Here is a 20,450-nt window from a genome sequence, read left to right on the forward strand (position 1 = left end):
CCCGGAGCAGGCCCGCACCGCCCCAACCGGCCCCGAAGAGCCGGGCCTCGGCCCGCATGCCCCGACCGGGCCCTGAAGAGCGGAGCAGGGCCGCGCGGTCGGCCTGACCTGCGGAGGGGTGCGGGTCAGGCCGACACGACCGGCAGGTCGAGCACCTCCTCGACCGGGCGGCGCGGGGTGGCGCGACCGGGCTGGCCGTACCCGATCCGCATCACCATCTGCGGGGTGCCGAACCGGCCCAGCGACATCCGCAGCGCCTCCCGTGCGGCCGGCACCTCGATCGGCTGGGACAGCATCGACACGCTCAGCCCGGCGTCGGTGGCGGTGAGCAGCACCCGCTGCAGCGCCTGCCCGGCGAGGATCTGGTCGGCCGAGGTGTTGCCGGCCGAGCCGAGCACCGCGACCAGCGGCTCCGGCTCGAAGTCGCGGCCGGGGGCGCGGTTGCGTCCGCCGAAGCCGCGCTGGGGCAGCAGGTCCTGCGGTTCGCTCTGCGGTCCGCCGGCGCCGGAGGGCACGCCGTCCGGGGCCGGCTCGGAGCGGATCCACTCGGCCCGCTCGGCCACGTACGCGGGGTCGCGTTCCAGCACGCGGTGGGCGCTGCGGGCGACCTCGGCGACCGCGTTGACGGCGCTGGTGCCGATCACCATTTCCAGCCAGCACTGCTCGGCGCGGGCCGCCTCGCCGAGCCGCCACCGCGCCTCGGCGGGCACCGGGTCGGGCCAGAACGGCGCGCGGTTGCTGAACCGGTGGCCGATCGCCCCGTACAGGCTCTGCTCGACCGGGGTGGGACGGCGCGGCACGTCCGGCACCAGCCGGGCCACGACGTCCGGGTCGGCGGGGTACGGGCGCAGCCGGACCGTGGCCGGGGTGCCCGCCACGGCGAGCGCCAGGCGCAGGTTGAACAGGGCCGCACCGGCGGCGATCCGCGCGCCCCAGCCGGTCGGGTCGGTGGCGGGCAGGCCGCGCAGCGGGTCGACGGACACCTCGATGCCGCCGTCGACGAGCCGGAACCGCCACGGCTGGGTGTTGTGCAGTGACGGGGCCCGGACCGCGTCGGCGACCGCGGCCCGCAGTTGCTCGGCGGTGTATTCGGTCGTCATGGCGGTGCTCCCTCTCATGCGGCGCCGGCTCCCCCGGCCGGGTACACCACTACGGTGCGTCAGCGGGCGGCGCGGTGAGCAGGGCCGGAGGTCCCCACCTGGGCCCGGCCGTCGGTCCCGGCCGGCGCGGGCAGGACGGGACTTTCGACCCGTGCTACAGGGGCGGGAAAGCGGGTAGAAAGGACGGATGATCCGGGTGTTCCTGCTCGACGACCACGAGGTCGTCCGTCGTGGCCTTGCCGACCTGCTCCAGAGCAGCGGCGACATCGAGGTGGTCGGCGAGTCCGGCCTGGCCCAGGAGGCGGCGCGGCGCATTCCGGCGCTGCGCCCCGACGTGGCGATCCTCGACGCCCGGCTGCCCGACGGCAACGGCATCGACGTGTGCCGGGACGTCCGCGCGGTGGACTCCTCGATCAAGGGGCTGATCCTCACCTCGTACGAGGACGACGAGGCGCTGTTCGCGGCGATCATGGCGGGTGCCGCCGGGTACGTGCTCAAGCAGATCCGCGGCACCGACCTGGTGGACGCGGTCCGCCGGGTGGCGGCCGGCCAGTCGCTGCTCGACCCGGCGATCACCACCCGCGTGCTGGAGCGCATCCGCAGCGGCGTGGAGCAGCCGCGGGAGCTGAAGTCGCTCACCGAGCAGGAGCGGCGGATCCTGGAGTACGTGGCGGAGGGGCTCACCAACCGGGAGATCGCCGGGAAGATGTTCCTGGCCGAGAAGACGGTGAAGAACTACGTCTCCAGCGTGCTGGCGAAGCTCGGCCTGGAGCGGCGTACCCAGGCGGCGGTGCTGGCCACCCGGCTGCTCGGCAAGAACACCTGACGGCTGTCAGTCGAGCGGGACGCTCCAGCGCACCTCGGTGCCGCGCGGCTCGGCCCGGCGCAGTGAGAACTCGCCGCCCAGCCGCTCGGCCCGTTCCCGCAGGTTGATCAGGCCGCTGCGGGCCGCCTCCGGGTCGCAGCCGACGCCGTCGTCGGTGACGGTGATCTCGACGCGGCCGGAGTCGACGCGGACGCGCACCGACACCCGGTCGGCCTGCGCGTGGCGTACCGCGTTGGAGAGCGCCTCGCGCAGCACGGCGGTGAGTTCGGGGCGCAGGTCGTCCGGGACGGCGCTGTCGATCGGGCCGATCAGTTCCAGCTCGGGGCGGTAGCCGAGCGACTCGGCGGCCACCTCGATCGCCTCGCGGATCTCGGTGCGCAGCGCCGCGCTCATCGGGGTGCGCAGCTCGAAGATGGTGCGGCGGATGTCGCGGATGGTGGCGTCCAGGTCGTCGACGGCCTGGTTGATCCGCTTGGCGGCCTCGGGGCGGGCGTTCATCGCGCCGCTCTGCAGTTGCAGGCCGGTGGCGAACAGCCGCTGGATCACCACGTCGTGCAGGTCGCGGGCGATGCGTTCGCGGTCCTCCAGGACCACCAGCAGTTCCCGCTCCTCCTGCCCGCGGGCGCGTTCCATGGCCAGCGCGGCCTGCCCGGCGAAGCTGGCGAGCAGCGCGAGGTCGTCGTCGGCGGCGGGCCCGTGGTCGGGCCGGTAGCCGATCACCAGGACACCGTGCAGCGTGTCCGCGGCGGCGAGCGGGGAGACCACTGCGGGCCCGGCGACCACCGGCCGGGGCCAGGGCGCCGCGGCGGCGAGGTCCTCGACCTGGTCGTGGCGGCCCTGCGTGACTGATGCGGCGAAGCTGGTCTCGGCGGCCGGCAGCACCGCGCCGACCAGTTCCCGGGTGACCGGGTCGGCGCCGTCGACGACCTCGACGGTGAACTGCGCCTCGTCCTCGTCGTAGAGCAGCACCAGGGCCAGTTCGGCCTCGGCGACCTCGCGGGCGCGGCGGGCCACGAGCGTCAGCGCGTCGGTGCGGCGTACCTCGCCGAGCAGCACCGAGGTGATCTCCGCGGCGGCGGCGAGCCAGCGTTCCCGCCGGTGCGCCAGCGCGTAGAGGCGGGCGTTCTCGATGGCCACGCCGGCCGCGGCGGCCAGCGCCACCACGATCTCCTCGTCGTCCTCGGTGAACTCGGCCGCGCCCTGCTTCTCGGCCAGGTAGAGGTTGCCCCAGACGTGGTCGCGGATGCGTACCGGCACGCCGAGGAAGCTGTGCATGGGCGGGTGGTTGGGCGGGAAGCCGTACGAGTTGGGGTGCTTGGTGATGTCCGGCATGCGGAGCGGCTTCGGTTCGTCGATGAGCAGGCCGAGCACGCCCCGTCCGTGTGGCAGCTCGCCGATCTTCGCGTGCTGCTCGGGGCTGATGCCGTGGACGATGAAGTCGTGCAGCATGCGGTCGGGACCGATGACGCCGAGCGCGCCGTAGCGGGCGCCGGCCAGCTCGCACGCCGACTGCACGATCCGCTGCAGCGTGCTGCGCAGATCGAGGTCGGACCCGATGCCGACGACCGCGTCCAGCAGGGCCCGTAGCCGCTCGCGGCTGGTGACCACCTCGCCGACGCGGTCGAGCATCTCCTGCAGCAGTTCGTCCAGGCGGACGCGGGACAGCGGGGTCAGCCCGAGCGACGGTGTGTTGTGCTCGTGCCGGGACTGGGGTGCGGCGGCCACCCGGCGATGGTATCGCCTGGTGGCCGCCGTGATCGAGACCGGTCAGGCGAGACGGTCGCGGACCGCCGAGGTGTCGACCGTCTGCGCGACGTCCAGCCGGGGCGTGTGCGGCGGTCCGGCGTGGTTCGGGTCGGCCAGGCCGAGCCGCATGCTGATGTACGGGAACCCCAGGCCGGAGAGCATCTGCCGCAGCACCTCGCGGGTGCCCTCGACCTCCACCACACCGGACAGCGGCACCAGCGACACCCCGTGCCGGGTGGCGGTGAGCCACGCGGCGGAGAGCGCCTCGCCGGCGCGCAGCCAGCTCATCGTCTCGTCGTCGGAGCCCCACAGGATCCCGTAGACGGCGGCCTTGTCGTGGCCGGGCCCGATCGGCAGCGAGCCGGCGCGGCCGAAGTCGCGGGCCGGAACGGTCGTCTGCGGCGCCTGCTCGGGCAGCACCTCCGGCGGCAGCCCGGTGCCGGTGCCGGCCCGGCTGGTCCAGTACGCCAGTTCCTCGCGCAGGTCCGGGCTGTCCGCCTCGACGGCGGCGGCCTGCTGGGCGGCGCTGGCGAGCTGGATCTTCTGGGTGTCGTCGAGCAGTTGCAGGTTCACCCCCTCCAGCGTGGCGGCCCGGTCGATGTCGTTCAGCGCTGCGGTGGGGATCGGCTCGTCGCTGACCGGCCGCCGGTCGGTGTGCCGCACCTGCATGCACTGCACGACGCGCATGGCGTCGGGGTCGGCGCCGGTGTGCTTGAGGGTGGTGATCCGGGCCAGCAGGTCGGGTTCCTTCGGGTCGGGCAGCCGTTCCACCACCGGGGTCCAGCCCTCGGCGGCCAGCGCCACCCGGGCGTGGTGCAGCGCGGCGCCGCAGCTCACCACCAGCAGATGCCCTTCCGGGTCCATGGCGCTGAGGTGCCGTTCGCGGACCACCCGCAGCTCCAGCGCGTCGGGCAGGACCGTCCAGTGCCACGGCTGCGTGTTGTGCACCGAGGGGGCGTGGCCGGCCATTCCGGCGGCCTCCGCGAGCGCGGTGGTCAACGGGCGATCGCCGGCCGGCGTCTCGTGGCTCATCGTCACGACCTTTCCTGTTTTCCCCATCGTGCCCCACGCCCGGGACGCCCGGGTGGGGATGCCGCTCCATCCTCGGGCATGCCCGCCGTCCCCGCAGAGGTCCTTCGCCCCCGGATTACCCGGGTCGCCCCGCCCGCCCCACGTCCGGGCTGAGACGATCCACACGTGGGAACCGAGCCACGCGAGTGCGTACCCGAGCAGCCGGCCCGCGCCCGGCGGTGGGCCTGGGCCGAGTGGGCGCCGCTGGTGCTGCTCACAGTGGCCGTGCTGGCCGGCGCGGCGCTGTGGTTCGCCGGCGCGCACGACGCCGCCCGGCTGGTCTGGGCGGCGGTCACGGTGGTCGCCCTGGTGCCGGCGGCCTGGACGACGCTGCGCCAGCTGTGGCTGCGGCAGTTCGGGGTGGACGTCATCGCGGTGCTGGCGCTGCTCGGCGCGCTGCTGGTGCGGGAGTACCTGGCCGGCGCCGTGATCGCGGTGATGGTCGCCACCGGGCGGACGCTGGAGGAGTACGCCCAGCGCCGCGCCACCCGCGACCTGCGGGCGCTGCTGGAACGCGCGCCCCGGCAGGCGCGCCGGCGCACCCCGGACGGCGGGATCGAGGTGGTGCCGCTGGACCGCGTCGCGGTGGGGGACCGCCTGGTGGTCGGGCCGGGCGACGTGGTGCCGGTGGACGGTGTGGTCGAGGAGGCGGCCACGCTCGACGAGTCGGTGGTCACCGGCGAGTCGCAGCTGGTCACCCGCGCGGCCGGGGACGAGGTGGCCAGCGGCGTCGTCAACGCCGGTGCCGGTTTCGGGCTGCGGGCCCGCCGCAACGCGGCGGAGAGCACCTACGCCGGCATCGTCCGCCTGGCCGGCGAGGCCACCGCCCGCAAGGCCCCGATGGTACGGCTGGCCGACCGCTACGCCGCCGCGTTCGTACCGTTCACGCTGGTGCTGGCCGGGCTGGCGTGGCTGCTGTCCGGCGAGTTCACCAGGGCGGTCGCGGTGCTCGTGGTGGCCACCCCGTGCCCGCTGCTGCTGGCGACCCCGATCGCCGTGGTCTCCGGGCTGTCCCGGGTGGCCCGGCGCGGCGTGCTGGTCCGGGACGGCGGGTCGCTGGAACAGCTCGGCCGCGCCCGTACCCTGCTGCTGGACAAGACCGGCACGCTCACCGCCGGGCGGCCCCGGGCGGCCGAGGTGGTGGTGGCGCCGGGCGGCGACCGGGACGAGGTGCTGCGGCTGGCCGCCTCGGTCGAGCAGCTCTCCCCGCACGTGCTGGCCGCTGCGCTGGTCCGGCAGGCCCGCGAGCGCGGGCTGGCGCTGGCCGAGCCGACGCAGGTCACCGAGGAGCCGGGGCACGGGGTGAGCGGCCGCGTCGACGGGCGGATGGTGCACGTCGGGCAGCTCGCCGGGGAACCGCCGGAGTGGGCGGGCCGCCTCGGTGAACGCGCCGAACGGGCCGGGCGTTCCGCGGTGTGGGTCAGCGACGACCAGGGGCCGCTCGGCGCGATCCTGCTGGAGGACCCGGTCCGCCCGGATGCCCGCCGGACCGTGCGGCGGCTGCGCGAGGCGGGCCTGACCCGGCTGGTCATGGTGACCGGTGACCGCCCGGGCACGGCCCGGCAGGTGGCGCAGATCGTGGGCGTGGACGACGTGATCGCGCGGTGCTCGCCGCAGGAGAAGGCCGATCGGGTACGCCAGGAGTCGGCGCACGCGGTGACGGTGATGGTCGGCGACGGCGTGAACGACGCGCCCGCGCTGGCCGAGGCGCACGTCGGTGTGGCGATGGGCGCGACCGGGGCGACCGCCTCGGCGGACGTGGCCGACGCGGTGCTCACCGTGGACCGGCTGGACCGGCTCGCCGACGCCGTCGAGATCGCCCGGTACGCCCGCCGCATCGCGGTGCAGAGCGCCACCGTCGGCATGGGCCTGGCGGTGCTGGCGATGCTGGTGGCCGCGGCGGGCCGGCTGCCCCCGGTGGCCGGCGCGTTCCTCCAGGAGGGCATCGACGTCCTGGTGATCCTCAACGCGTTGCGCGCGCTCGGTGGCGGCCTGCGGCGGCGGGACCTGCCGGCGCACACCCGCGAGCTGCTCGACCGGTACGCGGGCGAGCACGGCGGCGTCCGCGACGTGCTGGCCCGGCTGCGGGACACCGCCGACATGGTGGCGACCCGCCCGGACGACCCGGCGTGCCTGCCGGCGCTGCGCGAGGTGCACCGGCGCCTGGTCGACGAGGTGCTGCCGCACGAGGCGGCCGAGGACCGGCAGCTCTACCCGGCGCTGGCCGGCCCGCTCGGCAGCGACGAGGCGACCTCCACGATGAGCCGGGCGCACGTGGAGATCGTGCGGCTGGTGGAGCGGATCGGCGGGCACCTCACGGCGCAGCCGGACGGCCGGCTGCGCCGTGACGAGGTGCCCGATCTGCTGGCCGCGCTCTACGGCCTGGACGCGGTGCTGCGCCTGCACCTGGCCCAGGAGGAGGAGGACTACTTCTCGCTCAACCCGGAGGACGGCTCGACCGCGCCCGGCCGCTGAGTCAGCGCTCGCGTACCACAGCGACGGGGCAGTGCGAGTGCTGGATGAGCTGCTGGCTGACCGAGCCGAGCAGCATGCCGCGCAGGCCGCCCCGGCCCCGGCTGCCGACGACCACGAGCTGCGCCGACCGGCTCGCCTCCACGAGCAGCGCGGAGGCGCTGCCGGGTACCGCCTCGATCTCGACCGGCACGTCGGGGAAGCTCTCCCGCCACGGCGCCAGCTCGGCCTCGGCGGCGGCCCGCTCGCTCGCGGCGACCTGCTCCGGGTCGAAGTCCGGCGGCACCCACCTGTCGCCCGGCGGCTCCCAGGCCCGCAGCACCCGCAGCGGCACGTCCCGCTGCGCGGCCCGCTCGACGGCGAAGCCGAGCGCCCGCAGCGCCGACTCCGAGCCGTCCGAGCCGGCCACCACCGGCCCGGACGTGGCGGCCTGGCCGTCTCGGACCACCACCACCGGGCAGTGGGCGTGCGCGGTGACCGAGACCGCCGTGGAGCCGGCGAGCAGCCCGCCGAAGCCACCGTGGCCCCGGCTGCCGAGCACCAGCATCCCGGCGTCGGCGGACCGCTCCTGGAGCACCAGCGCGGGCGGCCCGTCGAACACCTCGCCGTGCACGGTCAGGCCCGGCCGGTCGGCGGCGGCGTCCGCCGCCGCCTTGCGGACCAGTTCGTCGACCTGCTGCCGGGCGGCCTCGTCCGGCCACACCCCCGGCGCCACACCGGGACCGATCCAGCCGGTCACTGTCAGCCACTCGAAGACGTACGCCAGTCGTACCGGCCGCCCCGACCGGCCCGCCTCGTCCAGCGCCCAGTTCAGGGCCACCGACGCGTCGGCGGACCCGTCGTAGCCGACCAGGATCTCCTCGCCGCTCATTCGCCACTCCTCACGGCCGGGTCGTTCTCGCGGATCCAGCGCCACTCGGCGACCCGGGGGTCGTCCTCGCCGTAGCGCCGGGTGTAGTCGCGGCAGGCCTGGCGGGCGTCCACCATGTCCTGGCGCAGGTGCGCGGCGCGCGACCGCAGCCCCGGCACCCGGTCGATCACGTCGATGACCAGGTGGAAGCGGTCCAGGTCGTTGAGCATCACCATGTCGAACGGTGTCGTGGTGGTGCCCTCCTCCTTGTAGCCGCGCACGTGGAGGTTCTCGTGGTTGGTCCGGCGGTAGGTGAGCCGGTGGATCAGCCACGGGTAGCCGTGGTAGGCGAAGATCACCGGCTTGTCGCGGGTGAAGATGGTGTCGAACTCGTTGTCCGGCAGGCCGTGCGGGTGCTCCGACGGCGGTTGCAGGCGCATCAGGTCTACCACGTTGACGACCCGCACCTTCAGGTTCGGCAGGTGCCGGCGCAGCAGGTCGACGGCGGCGAGCGTCTCCAGCGTCGGCACGTCGCCGGCGCAGGCGAGCACCACGTCCGGCTCGGTGCCGTCGTCGCTGCTGGCCCAGTCCCAGATGCCCAGGCCGCGGCGGCAGTGCTGGATCGCCTCGTCCATGGTCAGCCAGTTCGGCGCGGGCTGCTTGCCGGCCACCACCACGTTGATGTACTGCCGGCTGCGCAGGCAGTGATCCATCGTGGACAGCAGCGTGTTGCCGTCCGGCGGCAGGTAGACCCGGACCACCTCGGCCTTCTTGTTCACCACGTGGTCGATGAAGCCCGGATCCTGGTGCGAGAAGCCGTTGTGGTCCTGGCGCCACACGTGGCTGGACAGCAGGTAGTTCAGCGACGCCACCGGCTCCCGCCACGGGATGTTCCGGGTCACCTTCAGCCACTTGGCGTGCTGGTTGACCATCGAGTCGACGATGTGGATGAACGCCTCGTAGCTGGTGAAGATGCCGTGCCGGCCGGTCAGCAGGTAGCCCTCCAGCCAGCCCTGGCACAGGTGCTCGGAGAGCACCTCCATCACCCGGCCGTCGGGGGAGAGGTGGTCGTCGCCGGGCACCTCGGCGCCCACGAACGCGCGGTCGGTCACCTCGAACGCCGCGCCGAGCCGATTGGAGGCCACCTCGTCCGGGCCGAACAGGCGGAACGTCTCCGGGTTGCGGGCGATCACGTCGCGGATCCAGGGCCCGAGCACACCCGTCGCGCCGGCCATCGGCTCACCGGGCGTCGGGACGTCGACCGCGTAGTCGCGGAAGTCCGGCAGCTCCAGGTTGCGCAGCAGCCGGCCGCCGTTGGCGACCGGGTTGGCGCTCATCCGGTGGTCACCGGTGGGCGGCAGGCCGGCCACCTCGGCGATCGGGCCGCCGGTGGCGTCGAACAGCTCCTCCGGCCGGTAGCTGCGCAGCCAGCGCTCCAGCTCGGCCAGGTGCTCCGGGTTGTCCCGGACCTCGGAGATCGGCACCTGGTGGGCGCGGAACGTGCCCTCGACCTGCTTGCCGTCGACCCGGGACGGACCGGTCCAGCCCTTCGGCGTGCGCAGGATGATCATCGGCCAGCGGGGACGCTTCACGTGCTCGCCGGAGCGGGCCCGGCGCTGGATCGCGGCGATCTCGTCGACCGCCCGGTCGAGCGTGCCGGCCAGCAGCTGGTGCACCGTCGCCGGGTCGTCGCCCTCGACCACGTACGGCTCGTACCCGAAGCCGCGCATCATGTCCCGCAGGTCGTCGCCGGGGATCCGGTCCAGCACCGTCGGGTTGGCGATCTTGTAGCCGTTGAGGTGCAGGATCGGCAGCACCGCGCCGTCGCGGGCCGGGTTGAGGAACACGTTCGACAGCCAGCTCCCGGCCAGCGGGCCGGTCTCCGCCTCGCCGTCGCCGATCACGCAGGCCACGAGCAGGTCCGGGTTGTCGAATGCGGCGCCGTACGCGTGGCTCAGCGCGTACCCCAGCTCGCCGCCCTCGTGGATCGAACCCGGCACCTCCGGCGCCACGTGGCTCGGGATGCCGCCCGGGAAGGAGAACTGCCGGAACAGCCGCTGCATGCCGGTCTCGTCCCGGGGGAGGTGGTGGTACAGCTCGCTGTAGGTGCCCTCCAGCCAGGTGTTCGCCACCAGCGCCGGGCCGCCGTGGCCGGGGCCGGTGACGAAGATGGCGGACAGGTCCCGGTTCACGATGACCCGGTTGAGGTGCGTGTAGAGCAGGTTGAGCCCGGGGCTGGTGCCCCAGTGGCCCAGCAGTCTCGGCTTGACGTGCTCAGGCTTGAGCGGTTCGCGCAGCAGCGGATTGTCGAGCAGATAGATCTGGCCGACGGTCAGGTAGTTCGCCGCGCGCCAGTAGGCGTCCAACCGGCGCAACTCGTCTTCGGTCAGGGGGCTGTGCAGGTTCACCGCGGTGTCCATGCTGCCTTAGCCTCTCGTGGCTCGGGATCGGCTGCCACTCGGGGACCACATCTTCTCCCCCGCGCGTCCAGCGTCGTCCCCATCGGGGGTCGCCGGTCAGGGCCGTAGGTCCCGCCTCGCGCGTGCGTCATGACCCGTCCTCCGCACCCGCGGCGACTCCCCGCACCACGATCAGCGGGGCTGGCGAGTGGTAGAGCAGGGACTGGCTGACCGCGCCCAGAGTGGACCCTACCGGCCCGTCTCCCCAGGCGGCCACCACCGCGATCTGCGCGGCGCGGGACCGGTCGAGCAGGACGGACCTCGGCTCACCGTGGACGGTCTCGCAGTCGGCGGCGACCCGGGGGTACCGCCGGGCCGTCCGGGTGACCGCCTCCTCCAGCCGCCCGTCGACGCGGTCGCCGGACCCCGGCTCGATCACCCGGACGGCGAGCAGGCGGGCGCCACGGTGCTGCGCGCAGTCGAAGGCGTACCCGAGGGCGGCCTGCGAGCTGGGCGACCCGTCGAAGCCGACGAGCAGCGGCCCTGGTGGGGCCGGCTGGGTGCGCCCGACCAGCACCGGGCAACCGGCCCGGGCGGCCACGTCCACGGCCGGTGTGTCGGCCGGTACGCGGTCCGGGTGGGCGGACATGCCGCCGTCACCGAGCGCGATCAGGAACGCGGTGTCGGCGACCCGCAGCAGCGCCTCGACCGGCGAGCCCTCGACGATCCGGCCGCTGACCGGCACCTGCGGCGCGCACTCGGCGACGACCTGCCCGGCGTGCTCCAGCACGTTCTCCGCGTCCGTGCGGGTGCCACCGGCCGGGTCGGGCCCGGGCGTGGCGGCCCAGTTGAACGCGTGCAGCAGGTGCAGCGGCCGGTCGTGGGCGGCGGCCTCGGCGGCGGCCGTGCGGACCACCGTCAGATCGGCCTCGGACCGGCTGACGCCGACCACCACCGCGCCGTGGCTGGGTGCGGCCACCCCGGCTCACCTCCCGACCCGTGCTTTTCACTCACCGTAGTCGCGGGAGCGGGTGCGCCGGAGCGGGTCGGCGGAACTGGCGGTCAGCGCGGGGCGGGCAGTGCCGGGTGGACGCGCAGCACGACGGCTGTGGCGTTGTCCTCGCCGCCCTCGTCCAGGCTGGCGGCGAGCAGGGCCTCGACGGTGCGCGCCGGGTCGCGCCGCGCGGAGAGCAGGTCGCGCAGCCGGTGGTAGCCGAGATGGTCGCTGATGCCGTCGGTGCACAGCAGCCAGGTGTCGCCGCGGCGCAGCGGCACGGCGAGCAGGTCCGGTTCGGGGCGGTCCGGGTGGCCGACGTAGCGCAGCAGCTGGTAGCGCGCCCGGGCCGCCTCCGGCGAGTCGGCCGGCCACCAGCCGTGCAGCAGGCCGAGCCAGGCCATCGTGTGGTCGACGGTGACCAGTTCGAGCAGCCCGTCGCGCAGCCGGTACGCCCGCGAGTCGCCGAGCTGCACCAGCCAGCCCTGCTCGCCGTCCGGCTCGACCACGAGCGCGGTGAGCGTGCACCCGGTCAGGCCCGGGTGCGCCGCGCCGGCCTGGCGTACCCGCCGTTGGGTCACTGCGACGGCGGCGCGCAGCGTGGCGGCGCCGACGGCGGGCCAGTCGGCGCGGACCCGCGCGGTGAACGTCTGGGCCGCCGTCGTGCCCGCCACCCGGCTGCCCTCGCCGTCGCCCATCCCGTCGCAGACCACCGCGAACGGCAGCGCGGGGTCGACGTGCAGCACGTCGTAGTTCTCCGGGTAGCGGTGCCCGACCACGCTGCCCCCGGCGATCTCCAGGGTGAGGCGGCCGGCGGTGAGCCGGCGCGCGGACTCGACCGGCCGGTCCAGCGGGCGGCGGCGGAACACCAGCGGACCGTAACACCGGGACGGGCCGGACAGCGGCAGGCCGGGTCGCGTGTCAACCAGGGTTGACAGGTGAGGGGCTGTCAACCTACATTGACAGCATGAGTCAAGCGACGGAACTCGCGGCGGCGGCCGGCAGCACCGACCCCAAGGTCGGCCTGCGCGCCGTGCTCGCCCTGCGCCGGCTGCTCGAACGGCTCGAGGTGATCCAGGTCGACAACGCCCGGCGGCAGGGCTGGTCGTGGCAGGAGATCGCCGACGCCCTCGAGGTCAGCCGGCAGGCGGTCCACAAGAAGCACGCCGGACGACCGGCGGTGCGCGAGAGCTGGGAGGCGTGATGTTCGAACGATTCACCGACCGGGCCCGCAGCGTGGTGCACCACGCGCTCGACGAGGCCCGCACCGAGGGACGGCGGCCCGTCGGCACCGAGCACCTGCTGCTGGGCGTGCTCGCCGACCGCGACAACCTGGCGGTACGGCTGCTCGCGGCCGGCGGCGTCGAGGCCGACGCGCTGCGCGCCGCGGTGGCCCGCCACACCGCGCAGGGCGTGGACGGGCTCGGCGCGGCGGACGCCGCGGCACTGCGCGAGATCGGCATCGACCTCGCCGCGATAGTGGCCCGGATCGAGGAGTCCTTCGGCCCCGACGCGCTGCGCGAGGCGACCCCGCGTCCGCGCCGGTGGTGGCGTCGCGGGACGCACCACGGCACGTTCTCGCCCCGCGCCAAGAAGGTGCTGGAGCTGTCGCTGCGCGAGGCGCTGCGGCTGCGCCACCGGCACATCGGCACCGAACACATCCTGCTCGGCCTGCTGCGCGAGGGCGACGGCCTGGCCGCCGTGGTGCTCACCGAGGCCGGGGTGGACATCGACGACCTGCGGCGGCGCGTCGACGCGGCGCTGCGCGAGGCGGCCTGACCCGCACCCGGATTTCAAACCTGTTTGCGGTCCTCGCAACGTCCCGCTGCGCCGGGTCGCCGTCACGCCCCGTGTCCTGCACACTGACGCCGTGGACGGTGCAGACGACAAGCGCCCGGTGAACGCGGAGAACCGCACCCCGCGCTCGGCAGTGGTGGTCAACCCGGTGAAGGTGGCCGACCTGGACGAGTTCCGCCGCACCGTGGACGGCGCGCTCGCCGCCGCCGGGTGGCCGGCCCCGACCTGGTACGAGACGACGGTCGAGGACCCGGGCCGCGGGCAGGCGGAACAGGCCGTGAAGGCGGGCGCGGAGGTCGTCTTCGCCTGCGGCGGCGACGGCACGGTGATGGCCTGCGTGACCGCGCTGGCCGGCACCGACGTGGCGCTGGCGGTGCTGCCCCAGGGCACCGGCAACCTGCTGGCCGCCAACCTCGGCCTCTCGAACGACCTGGCCGCCGGGCTGGAGGTCGCCGTCGAGCGCGGGATGCGCCGCCTCGACGTCGGCGTGGTCGGCGACAAGTGCTTCGCGGTGATGGCCGGGATGGGCTTCGACGCCCAGATGCTCGACTCCACCTCGGAGACCACGAAGAAGCGGATCGGCTGGCCCGCGTACGTGGTGGGCGCCGCCCGCCACCTGCGCGACCGGCCGATGCGGGTCTCGGTGCGCATCGACGGCAAGCCGCCGCTGCGCCGCCGGGCCCGCTCGGTCCTGGTCGCCAACGTCGGGCGTCTCCAGGGCGGGGTACGCCTGCTCACCGAGGCCGAACCGGACGACGGCTGGCTCGACGTGGCGGTGCTGACGCCGCGTACGCTGCGCCACTGGCTGGCCATGGGCTGGGCGGTGCTGCGCCGCCGCGACAGCGTGCCCGGGATGGAGGTGTTCCGGGCCCGCTCGGTCGAGATCACCAGCACCCGGTCGCAGCCCCGGCAACTCGACGGCGACCTGATCGAGCCGGGCCGGTCGCTCAAGGCCACCATCCGGCCCGAGTCGCTCTGGCTCTGCGTACCGCGCCCCGAGGAGCACCCCGACCTGGCGGTGGACGCCGACGCGGCCGGCGCGCGCGGAGAGCACCTGGTCGAGGAGGCCCGCCGTGAGTAGCACCAAGCTGGTCCCCGAGACCCGGTTGATGACCGAGAACGAGCTGTCCGCCGACGACGCCTGGCACACACTGCGCCGGCACGGCGGCTGGTGCCTGCTGCGGGACGCGTTCATCCGGTTCCGCTACGGCGACGGGTTCAGCCACTCCCGGGCGCTGGCGTTGCAGCTCTGCCTGGCCGTGGTGCCGTTCCTGATCGCGCTCACCGGCCTGATCACCGACCTCGGTGTGGACGAGGGCGGCAAGGTCGTCGCCGACACGGTGCTGGCCATCACGCCCGGCCAGAGCGAAGCCATGGTGCAGGACCTGCTCACCGACAGCGAGCGCACCGAGGACGCCGGCGAGCTGGCACTGACCCTCGGTCTGCTCACCGGGCTGGTCGCGCTGACCACCACGATGGCGCAGATCGAGCGGGGCGCCAACCGGATCTACGGCGTCGAGCGGGACCGCCCGGCGCTGGCGAAGTACCTGCGCGCCGCGATCCTCGCCGTGGTCGCCGGCGTGCCCGCGCTTGCGGGCTTCCTGATTCTGGTCGGCGGCCGGGCGATGGGCGAGTCGGTACGGCGGCACTACGAGTGGGGCGACGTCGCCATGGCCGGGTGGGACGTGATCCGCTGGCCGCTGAGTCTCGGCCTCACCGTGCTCGCCGTCGCGGTGCTGTTCCGGCACGCGCCCCGGCGCCGCCAGCCCGGCCTGTCCTGGCTCTTCTTCGGCGCGTCCATCGCGATCGCGATCTGGTGGCTGGCGAGCCTGCTGCTCGCCGCCTACGTGAAGTACAGCGGCGGATTCGGCCAGACCTACGGCGCGCTGACCGGCATGATGGCCCTGTTGCTCTGGGCCAACCTCACCGGGATCGCGCTGTTCGGCGGGCTGGCCTTCGCCGCGCAGCTCGAAGCGATGCGCATCGGCGTGGAGGAGCCGGCCAAGCCGGACCTGTGGGAGCCGGAGGCGCAGCGGGCGGAGCTGTTCGACACCGGTGAGATGACCTCGCTCTGACGCCACGCCGGTCCGGCGTGTACGGGACACGCCGATCGGGTACAGCGCGCCTCGCAGAAGAACGAGGGAGGTGCGGTGTGACCGCGGTCAAGGAAGCCGGGAGCCGGCCGCTCAGCCATTTCGCGGAGCGGAGCCTCGCGGGCCTGCTCGCCGTGGCCGGCGCGGGAGTCGGGTTCGGCGTGCTGCTCATGCTGGTCCGGTTCCGGTGGAGCCCGCTCTACCACGCCGACCACGAGACGGCCGAATGGTTCAACAACCTCGTGGCCCCGCACGGCCCGCTTGTCACAGTGCTCCAGGCGATCACCGACCTGGGCGGACGGCCGGTGCTGATCTGGCTGGTCACCATCGCGGTGGTGGGCCTGCTGATCCGCCGCCAGTCCCGGCTGGCGGTCTACCTGATCGTCACCGGCGCCGGCGGGCTGATCCTCGACCCGTCGCTCAAGGCGCTGGTCGGGCGGCTGCGCCCGGTGGTGGACGTGCCGATCGCCAGCGCGCCGGGGAACAGCTTCCCCAGTGGTCACGCGCTCGGCTCGTTCGTCGCGTACGGGGCGCTGCTGCTGGTGTTCCTGCCGGCCATGTCGCCGCGCTGGCGCAAGCCGGCCATCGCCATCGCCGGCGTGCTGATCCTCCTGGTCGGGCTTACCCGGATCGCGCTGGGCGTGCACTTCGTGTCCGACGTGATCGGCGGCTGGCTGCTCGGCGCGGCCTGGCTGGGCGTCACCGCGTACGCCTTCCGGCTGTGGCGGCGCGAGCGCGGCCGGCCGGTGCCGCCGCTGCGCGAGGGCCTGGAACCGGAGGCGGGCGAGGACCTGGCGCTCGCGCCGGACGAGGAGAAGGTGCTGGAGCACCCGCGCTCGGCGGTGGCCGAGCTGCTGGTCGGGTGGGTGCTCGTCTTCGGTGTGCTCTACGCGTTCGGCATGTTCGTCAGCTACCACGCCAAGGGCACGTTCTTCGACACGCTCGACACCGAGGTGCCGCGCTGGTTCGCCGAGCGGCACACCGACGTGCTCACGGAGGTGAGCTGGTGGTGGAGCAAGTTCGGCGACACCCACGCGATCCTGCTGGTGTCGCTGGTGTTCTGCCCGATCGTGCTGGCCGTGTGGCGGCGCTGGCGGCCGGTGCTGTACGTGGTGCTGGCGATGTTCGGCGAGCTGAGCCTGTTCCTGGCCAGCGCCCGGGTGGTGGACCGGCCCCGGCCGCCGGTGGAGAACCTGGACGGGCAGATGCCCACCTCGTCGTTCCCGTCCGGCCACATCGCGGCGACCATCTGCCTCTGGGTGGCCATGGCGGTCATCGTGTTCCCGCGTACCGACAGGTGGTGGCGGTGGCTGTTCGTGGGCATGGCCGTGCTGATGCCGGTCGGCGTGGCCACCTCCCGGATGTACCGGGGCATGCACCACCCGACCGACTTCATGGGCGCGATCCTGCTCGGCGCGCTCTGGCTGTCGCTGCTGTACTGGGTGATCCGGCCCAACGCCGACGTGTACGAGGGCAACCGGCCGGCGATCGAGTCCGAACAGGTCGACGAGCTGGACGACGAACTGGCCAAGGCCGCGCGGCCGGACTGAGCCGATGCTGCGGGTGATGACCTGGAACATCCGGACCGGCGGGCGGGACGCGGGCGGCGCCGACCGCCGGGACCGGATCGTCTCGGTCGTCACCGCGCAGCGCCCCGACGTGCTGGCGTTGCAGGAGTTGCGCGGCATGGACGCCACGCTGGGCGGCCTGGCCGACCGGCTCGGGATGGCGGCGTACCCGGCCCGGTCCTGCTTCGGCCAGCCGGTGGCGGTGCTGGTCCGCCCGCCGCTGCGGGTGCTGCGCGCCGGCCGGGTCCGCCGCCCGTTCCACCACGCCGCCGCCCGGGTGCAGGTGGCCACCGGCGCGGGACCGCTCACCGTGTTCAGCACCCATCTGAGCCCGTACTCGGGCGGGCGGCGGCGGATGGAGGCGGACTGGCTGGCCGCCGCGTTGCGGCGTACCGGGGGAGTGCTGGCCCTGCTCGCCGGTGACCTGAACACGCTGGAGCCCACCGCCGACCACACCGCCCGGCTGGCCGGGCTGGCCACCCCGTACCGGCGGCGGCACCTGCGCCGCGACGGCCGTACCGTGGACACCCGCGCGGTGGCCCGGCTGCTCGACGCCGGGCTGGTCGACCTGTGGCGGCGGTCCGGCGGCGACGAACCCGGCGGCCTGACCGTGCCGACCCGGCACGGCGGCGCCGAGTTCGCCGGGATGCGGCTGGACTACCTGCTCGCCACCCCGGCGCTGGCCGATCGGGTACGCGCGGTGCGGGTGGTCCGCGACGGTGACGCGGACACCGCCTCGGACCACTATCCGGTGCTGGCCGACGTGGACCTCACGGCCGGCTGAACGACCCGGACGCCAGGTCGGCCACCACGAAGGCCGCGAAGATCAGGATGACCGCCTCGCTGACCAGCCAGGAGTGCCTGTCGGTCCAGGAGCGGAACACGGGCAGCAGCCGGTCCGCGCGCTCGCCGAACAGCAGCAGCGTGAGCAGCGGCAGGGCCAGCAGCAGCACGGTGAGCGCCGTGAACGGCAGCAGATGCCACCACGGGCGGCCGTGCCCGGCCATGCTGCCCGCGACCGACGCCATGACCAGCTCGTCGCTCGGCACGGCGACGGCGAGCACCAGCCCCAGACCGAAGGCGTACGCGGGCCGCGGGTCCTGCAACCGGCGCAGCCACCCGGGCGGCCGGTCGCGCCGCCGCCTGCGGAACGTGACCACCATGAGGACCGCCAGCAGGCCCAGCACGATCCAGTCGATGAGCCGGCGGCTGCCGCCCGCCCCGATGCCGTGCACGGCGGTGTGCCGCACCAGCCGGAACGCCGCGTACCAGAGCGTCAGCGGCCCGAGGACGCCGACCGCCACCCCGCCCAGGAAGGCCGCCGAGCTGCGCCGCGGATGGTGGCCGCCGGCGAGGACGACGGCGCTGACGAGCTTCGACCCGGCGACCATCTCCAGCGCCAGCGGCAGCGCGGTCAGCAGGGGCATGCCCCATTCTGGTGTCGCCGTCGCGCGGGCCGGGCCGGGTTCTACAGGACCAGGTTGAGCAGCACCGTGAGCACCACCGATGCGACGATCGAGAAGAGGATCATCAGCAGGCAGCCGAGCCCGCCTCCGGCGGGACGGATCTCGGTGTTCCCGATACGCATGGCGTCAACTCCTCAGCGGGGTGGTGAGCAGGTCGTGGACGGCGTCCGCGACCTGGGCGGGTGCGGTGGTGACCACGTTGTGCGCCGCGCCCGCGACGGCCACCGACCGGGCGTCCGGCACCAGCCGGGCGACCTGCTCCCGCCAGGCGGCCGGAGCGACCGGGTCGCGGGCGCCGGTCAGCACCAGCGTGGGCGCGGTGACCCGGGCCAGGTCCGCCTCGACCGCGTTGCGGACCGAGTGGGACAGCGTCGCGAACACCCGCCACGGCCGGGCGTCTGCCACGTCGCGCAGCAGGACCGGCGCCTGCCACGGCGCCTCCCGCAGCGTATCCCGCAGCCACCGGCCGATCAGCCCGCGCCGGGACCGGGCGGCCGGGTCGCAGGTCGGGCCGGCCAGCACCAGGGCGCCCACCAGGCCGGGGTGACGGGCGGCGAGCGCCGCGGCGACCTCCGCGCCGAAGGAATGGCCGAGCAGGCAGACCGGACCCAATCGGTACGCGTCGAGCCAGTCGACCAGGAACGCCACGTGCCGGTCCACGTCGTACGTGGTGCCGGGGCGCTCGGTCAGCCCGAAGCCGGGCAGGTCCGGCACGTACACCGGCAGGCGCGGCGCCAGCGCGACGGCCAGCGGGGTGAGGTAGCGGTGCGACACGGCCAGGCCGTGCACCAGCACCATCGGCGGCCCGTCCCCGCCCGGGCCGGCGGACCGGCGGGTGTGCGCCCGCAGCCCGGCGACCTGCCGGAACTCGCTCGTCAGACCGGCGGCCGGCCGGGGCGCGGCGAGCGCCAGACGCAGGCCGGCCGGACCGAGGCGCCCCGGCGGGGACGGTGCGAGCGTCACAGCTCGCGCAGCCGGGGCAGCAGCTCCTCCTGGGCCCAGTCGAGGAACATCGGCTGGGTGTCGCCGCCTACCTGGACGAGCGCGACGTGGGTGAAGCCGGCGTCGACGAACTTCTTGAACGCCTCGACGTGCCGGTCGGTGTCCGGGCCGCAGGAGATGCCCTCGGCCACGTCCTCCTCCCGGACGAACTGGGTGGCCGCCTCGAACGACTCCGGGCCGGGCAGGTCGGCGTTGACCTTCCAGCCCAGGCCGAACCAGCGGAACTGGTCGTGCACGATCTTGCGGCACTCGTCCTCGTCCGGGCCGTAGCAGATGGCGACCTGCCCGTAGCGGGGCCGGCCCGCGCCGCCCGCCTCCTCGTACATGTCGATGAGGTGGGACAGCGGGTCGGTGGCGATCATGGCGTCGGCGTACTCGGCGGCCAGCGTGGCCGACTGTCGCCCGGACGCGGCCACCGCCATCGGCACCGGCCGCTCCGGCCGGTCCCAGACGTACGCGTCGGGTACGTCGAAGTGGTTGCCGGAGAACGTCAGCGTCTCGCCGTTGAGCAGCGGCCGGATGATCTGCAGCGCCTCCTCGAACATCTCGTGCCGTTGCTGCACGTGCGGCCATCCGCCCACCACGTGCTCGTTGAGGTTCTCCCCGGCGCCGAGGCCCAGCGTGAACCGGCCGTCCGAGAGCACCCCGATGGTGCTGGCCTTCTGCGCCACGACCGCCGGGTGGTACCGCCGGATCGGGCAGGTCACGAACGACATCAGCTCGGCCCGGCTGGTGGCGTGGGCGACCGCGCCGAGCACCGACCAGGCGTACGGGGAGTGGCCCTGGGACTCCAACCAGGGGTAGTAGTGGTCGGACATGACCAGGTGGTCGAAGCCGGCGGCCTCGGCGCGTACGGCGTGGTCGACCAGTTGCTTCGGGCCGGCCTGCTCGCACATGAGGGTGTAACCGACGTTGACCATGGCACGTCTCCTTCCCGGGCGGATCGTCCCCGGATACCCCACCGGGCGCGGGTCAACCCTGCTGTCCGCTTCCGCGCCGGCTCTTAACCGGTTCAGCTCATCCGGCCCGTCAGGCGGTGCCGCCTCCCGGCCCATCCCGCTTAACC

At 74.3% G+C, this 20,450-nt stretch carries 18 protein-coding genes; 8 read left to right on the top strand and 10 right to left on the bottom strand.

The features are described from left to right. Positions 1–125: 125 nt before the first annotated feature. Entirely contained in the window at positions 126–1,100 is a 975-nt protein-coding gene (locus CLT75_RS00850; protein ID WP_135239022.1) for an Acg family FMN-binding oxidoreductase, read from the bottom strand. A 187-nt stretch (positions 1,101–1,287) separates the two neighbouring features. Here CLT75_RS00850 and CLT75_RS00855 point away from each other — a divergent pair, with 187 nt between their 5' ends. Continuing rightward, entirely contained in the window at positions 1,288–1,926 is a 639-nt protein-coding gene (locus CLT75_RS00855; RefSeq protein WP_013284884.1) for a response regulator, read from the top strand. 6 nt (positions 1,927–1,932) lie between these two features. On the opposite strand, the gene CLT75_RS00860 is transcribed toward CLT75_RS00855, so the two are convergent. Together CLT75_RS00860 and CLT75_RS00865 are read right to left on the bottom strand one after the other, a co-directional pair. Next, the gene (locus tag CLT75_RS00860) at positions 1,933–3,600 is read right to left on the bottom strand and encodes a sensor histidine kinase (RefSeq protein WP_209310418.1); all 1,668 of its coding nucleotides are present in this window, start codon (positions 3,598–3,600) and stop codon (positions 1,933–1,935) included. A gap of 93 nt (positions 3,601–3,693) precedes the next feature. Then, the gene (locus CLT75_RS00865; RefSeq protein ID WP_135239024.1) at positions 3,694–4,704 is read right to left on the bottom strand and encodes an Acg family FMN-binding oxidoreductase; all 1,011 of its coding nucleotides are present in this window, start codon (positions 4,702–4,704) and stop codon (positions 3,694–3,696) included. A 165-nt stretch (positions 4,705–4,869) separates the two neighbouring features. Between CLT75_RS00865 and CLT75_RS00870 the strand changes: the two genes are divergently transcribed. Beyond that, complete coding sequence (locus tag CLT75_RS00870; RefSeq protein ID WP_135239025.1) at positions 4,870–7,218, top strand: heavy metal translocating P-type ATPase; 2,349 nt, start codon at positions 4,870–4,872, stop codon at positions 7,216–7,218. Position 7,219: 1 nt separating this feature from the next. Here CLT75_RS00870 and CLT75_RS00875 read toward each other — a convergent pair whose 3' ends face one another. From CLT75_RS00875 to CLT75_RS00890, 4 genes are all read right to left on the bottom strand, one after another. Then, positions 7,220–8,086 carry a universal stress protein gene (locus CLT75_RS00875; RefSeq protein WP_135239026.1) on the bottom strand — a complete coding sequence of 289 codons (867 nt, stop codon included), beginning with the start codon at positions 8,084–8,086 and terminating at the stop codon, positions 7,220–7,222. After that, complete coding sequence (locus CLT75_RS00880) at positions 8,083–10,485, bottom strand: phosphoketolase family protein (RefSeq protein WP_135239027.1); 2,403 nt, start codon at positions 10,483–10,485, stop codon at positions 8,083–8,085. The genes CLT75_RS00875 and CLT75_RS00880 overlap by 4 nt, the downstream gene beginning before the upstream one ends. Positions 10,486–10,612: 127 nt before the next feature. Then, positions 10,613–11,443, bottom strand: a complete 831-nt coding sequence (locus CLT75_RS00885; protein WP_135239028.1) for a universal stress protein — start codon at positions 11,441–11,443, stop codon at positions 10,613–10,615. 83 nt (positions 11,444–11,526) lie between these two features. Further along, positions 11,527–12,327: a PP2C family protein-serine/threonine phosphatase gene (locus tag CLT75_RS00890; protein WP_135239029.1), complete on the bottom strand. Its 801-nt coding sequence runs from the start codon at positions 12,325–12,327 to the stop codon at positions 11,527–11,529. Between the two features lie 98 nt (positions 12,328–12,425). Between CLT75_RS00890 and CLT75_RS00895 the strand changes: the two genes are divergently transcribed. The 6 genes from CLT75_RS00895 (at position 12,426) to CLT75_RS00920 (ending at position 17,700) form a co-directional block, all read left to right on the top strand. Then, on the top strand, positions 12,426–12,662 hold the full coding sequence (locus CLT75_RS00895; protein WP_030275209.1) for an HTH domain-containing protein: 237 nt from the start codon (positions 12,426–12,428) through the stop codon (positions 12,660–12,662). Beyond that, entirely contained in the window at positions 12,662–13,237 is a 576-nt protein-coding gene (locus CLT75_RS00900; protein WP_135239030.1) for a Clp protease N-terminal domain-containing protein, read from the top strand. Before CLT75_RS00895 ends, CLT75_RS00900 begins: the two co-directional genes overlap by 1 nt. A gap of 91 nt (positions 13,238–13,328) precedes the next feature. Next, entirely contained in the window at positions 13,329–14,336 is a 1,008-nt protein-coding gene (locus CLT75_RS00905; protein ID WP_135239031.1) for a diacylglycerol kinase family protein, read from the top strand. Next, positions 14,329–15,330 carry a YihY/virulence factor BrkB family protein gene (locus tag CLT75_RS00910; RefSeq protein WP_135239032.1) on the top strand — a complete coding sequence of 334 codons (1,002 nt, stop codon included), beginning with the start codon at positions 14,329–14,331 and terminating at the stop codon, positions 15,328–15,330. The genes CLT75_RS00905 and CLT75_RS00910 overlap by 8 nt, the downstream gene beginning before the upstream one ends. Before the next feature lie 77 nt (positions 15,331–15,407). Continuing rightward, positions 15,408–16,898: a phosphatase PAP2 family protein gene (locus tag CLT75_RS00915; protein ID WP_135239033.1), complete on the top strand. Its 1,491-nt coding sequence runs from the start codon at positions 15,408–15,410 to the stop codon at positions 16,896–16,898. Between the two features lie 4 nt (positions 16,899–16,902). Next, positions 16,903–17,700: an endonuclease/exonuclease/phosphatase family protein gene (locus CLT75_RS00920; RefSeq protein WP_135239034.1), complete on the top strand. Its 798-nt coding sequence runs from the start codon at positions 16,903–16,905 to the stop codon at positions 17,698–17,700. Here CLT75_RS00920 and CLT75_RS00925 read toward each other — a convergent pair. The 3 genes from CLT75_RS00925 to CLT75_RS00935 form a co-directional block, all read right to left on the bottom strand. Further along, positions 17,687–18,343, bottom strand: coding sequence for a GAP family protein (locus tag CLT75_RS00925; protein WP_135239035.1), 657 nt, complete (start codon positions 18,341–18,343; stop codon positions 17,687–17,689). The two genes, CLT75_RS00920 and CLT75_RS00925, sit on opposite strands and share 14 nt — an antisense overlap. A 165-nt stretch (positions 18,344–18,508) precedes the next feature. Beyond that, on the bottom strand, positions 18,509–19,345 hold the full coding sequence (locus CLT75_RS00930) for an alpha/beta fold hydrolase (RefSeq protein WP_135239036.1): 837 nt from the start codon (positions 19,343–19,345) through the stop codon (positions 18,509–18,511). Further along, positions 19,342–20,304 carry a TIGR03557 family F420-dependent LLM class oxidoreductase gene (locus CLT75_RS00935; protein ID WP_135239037.1) on the bottom strand — a complete coding sequence of 321 codons (963 nt, stop codon included), beginning with the start codon at positions 20,302–20,304 and terminating at the stop codon, positions 19,342–19,344. Before CLT75_RS00935 ends, CLT75_RS00930 begins: the two co-directional genes overlap by 4 nt. Positions 20,305–20,450: the final 146 nt, after the last annotated feature.

Source organism: Micromonospora sp. CNZ285, assembly GCF_004637285.1.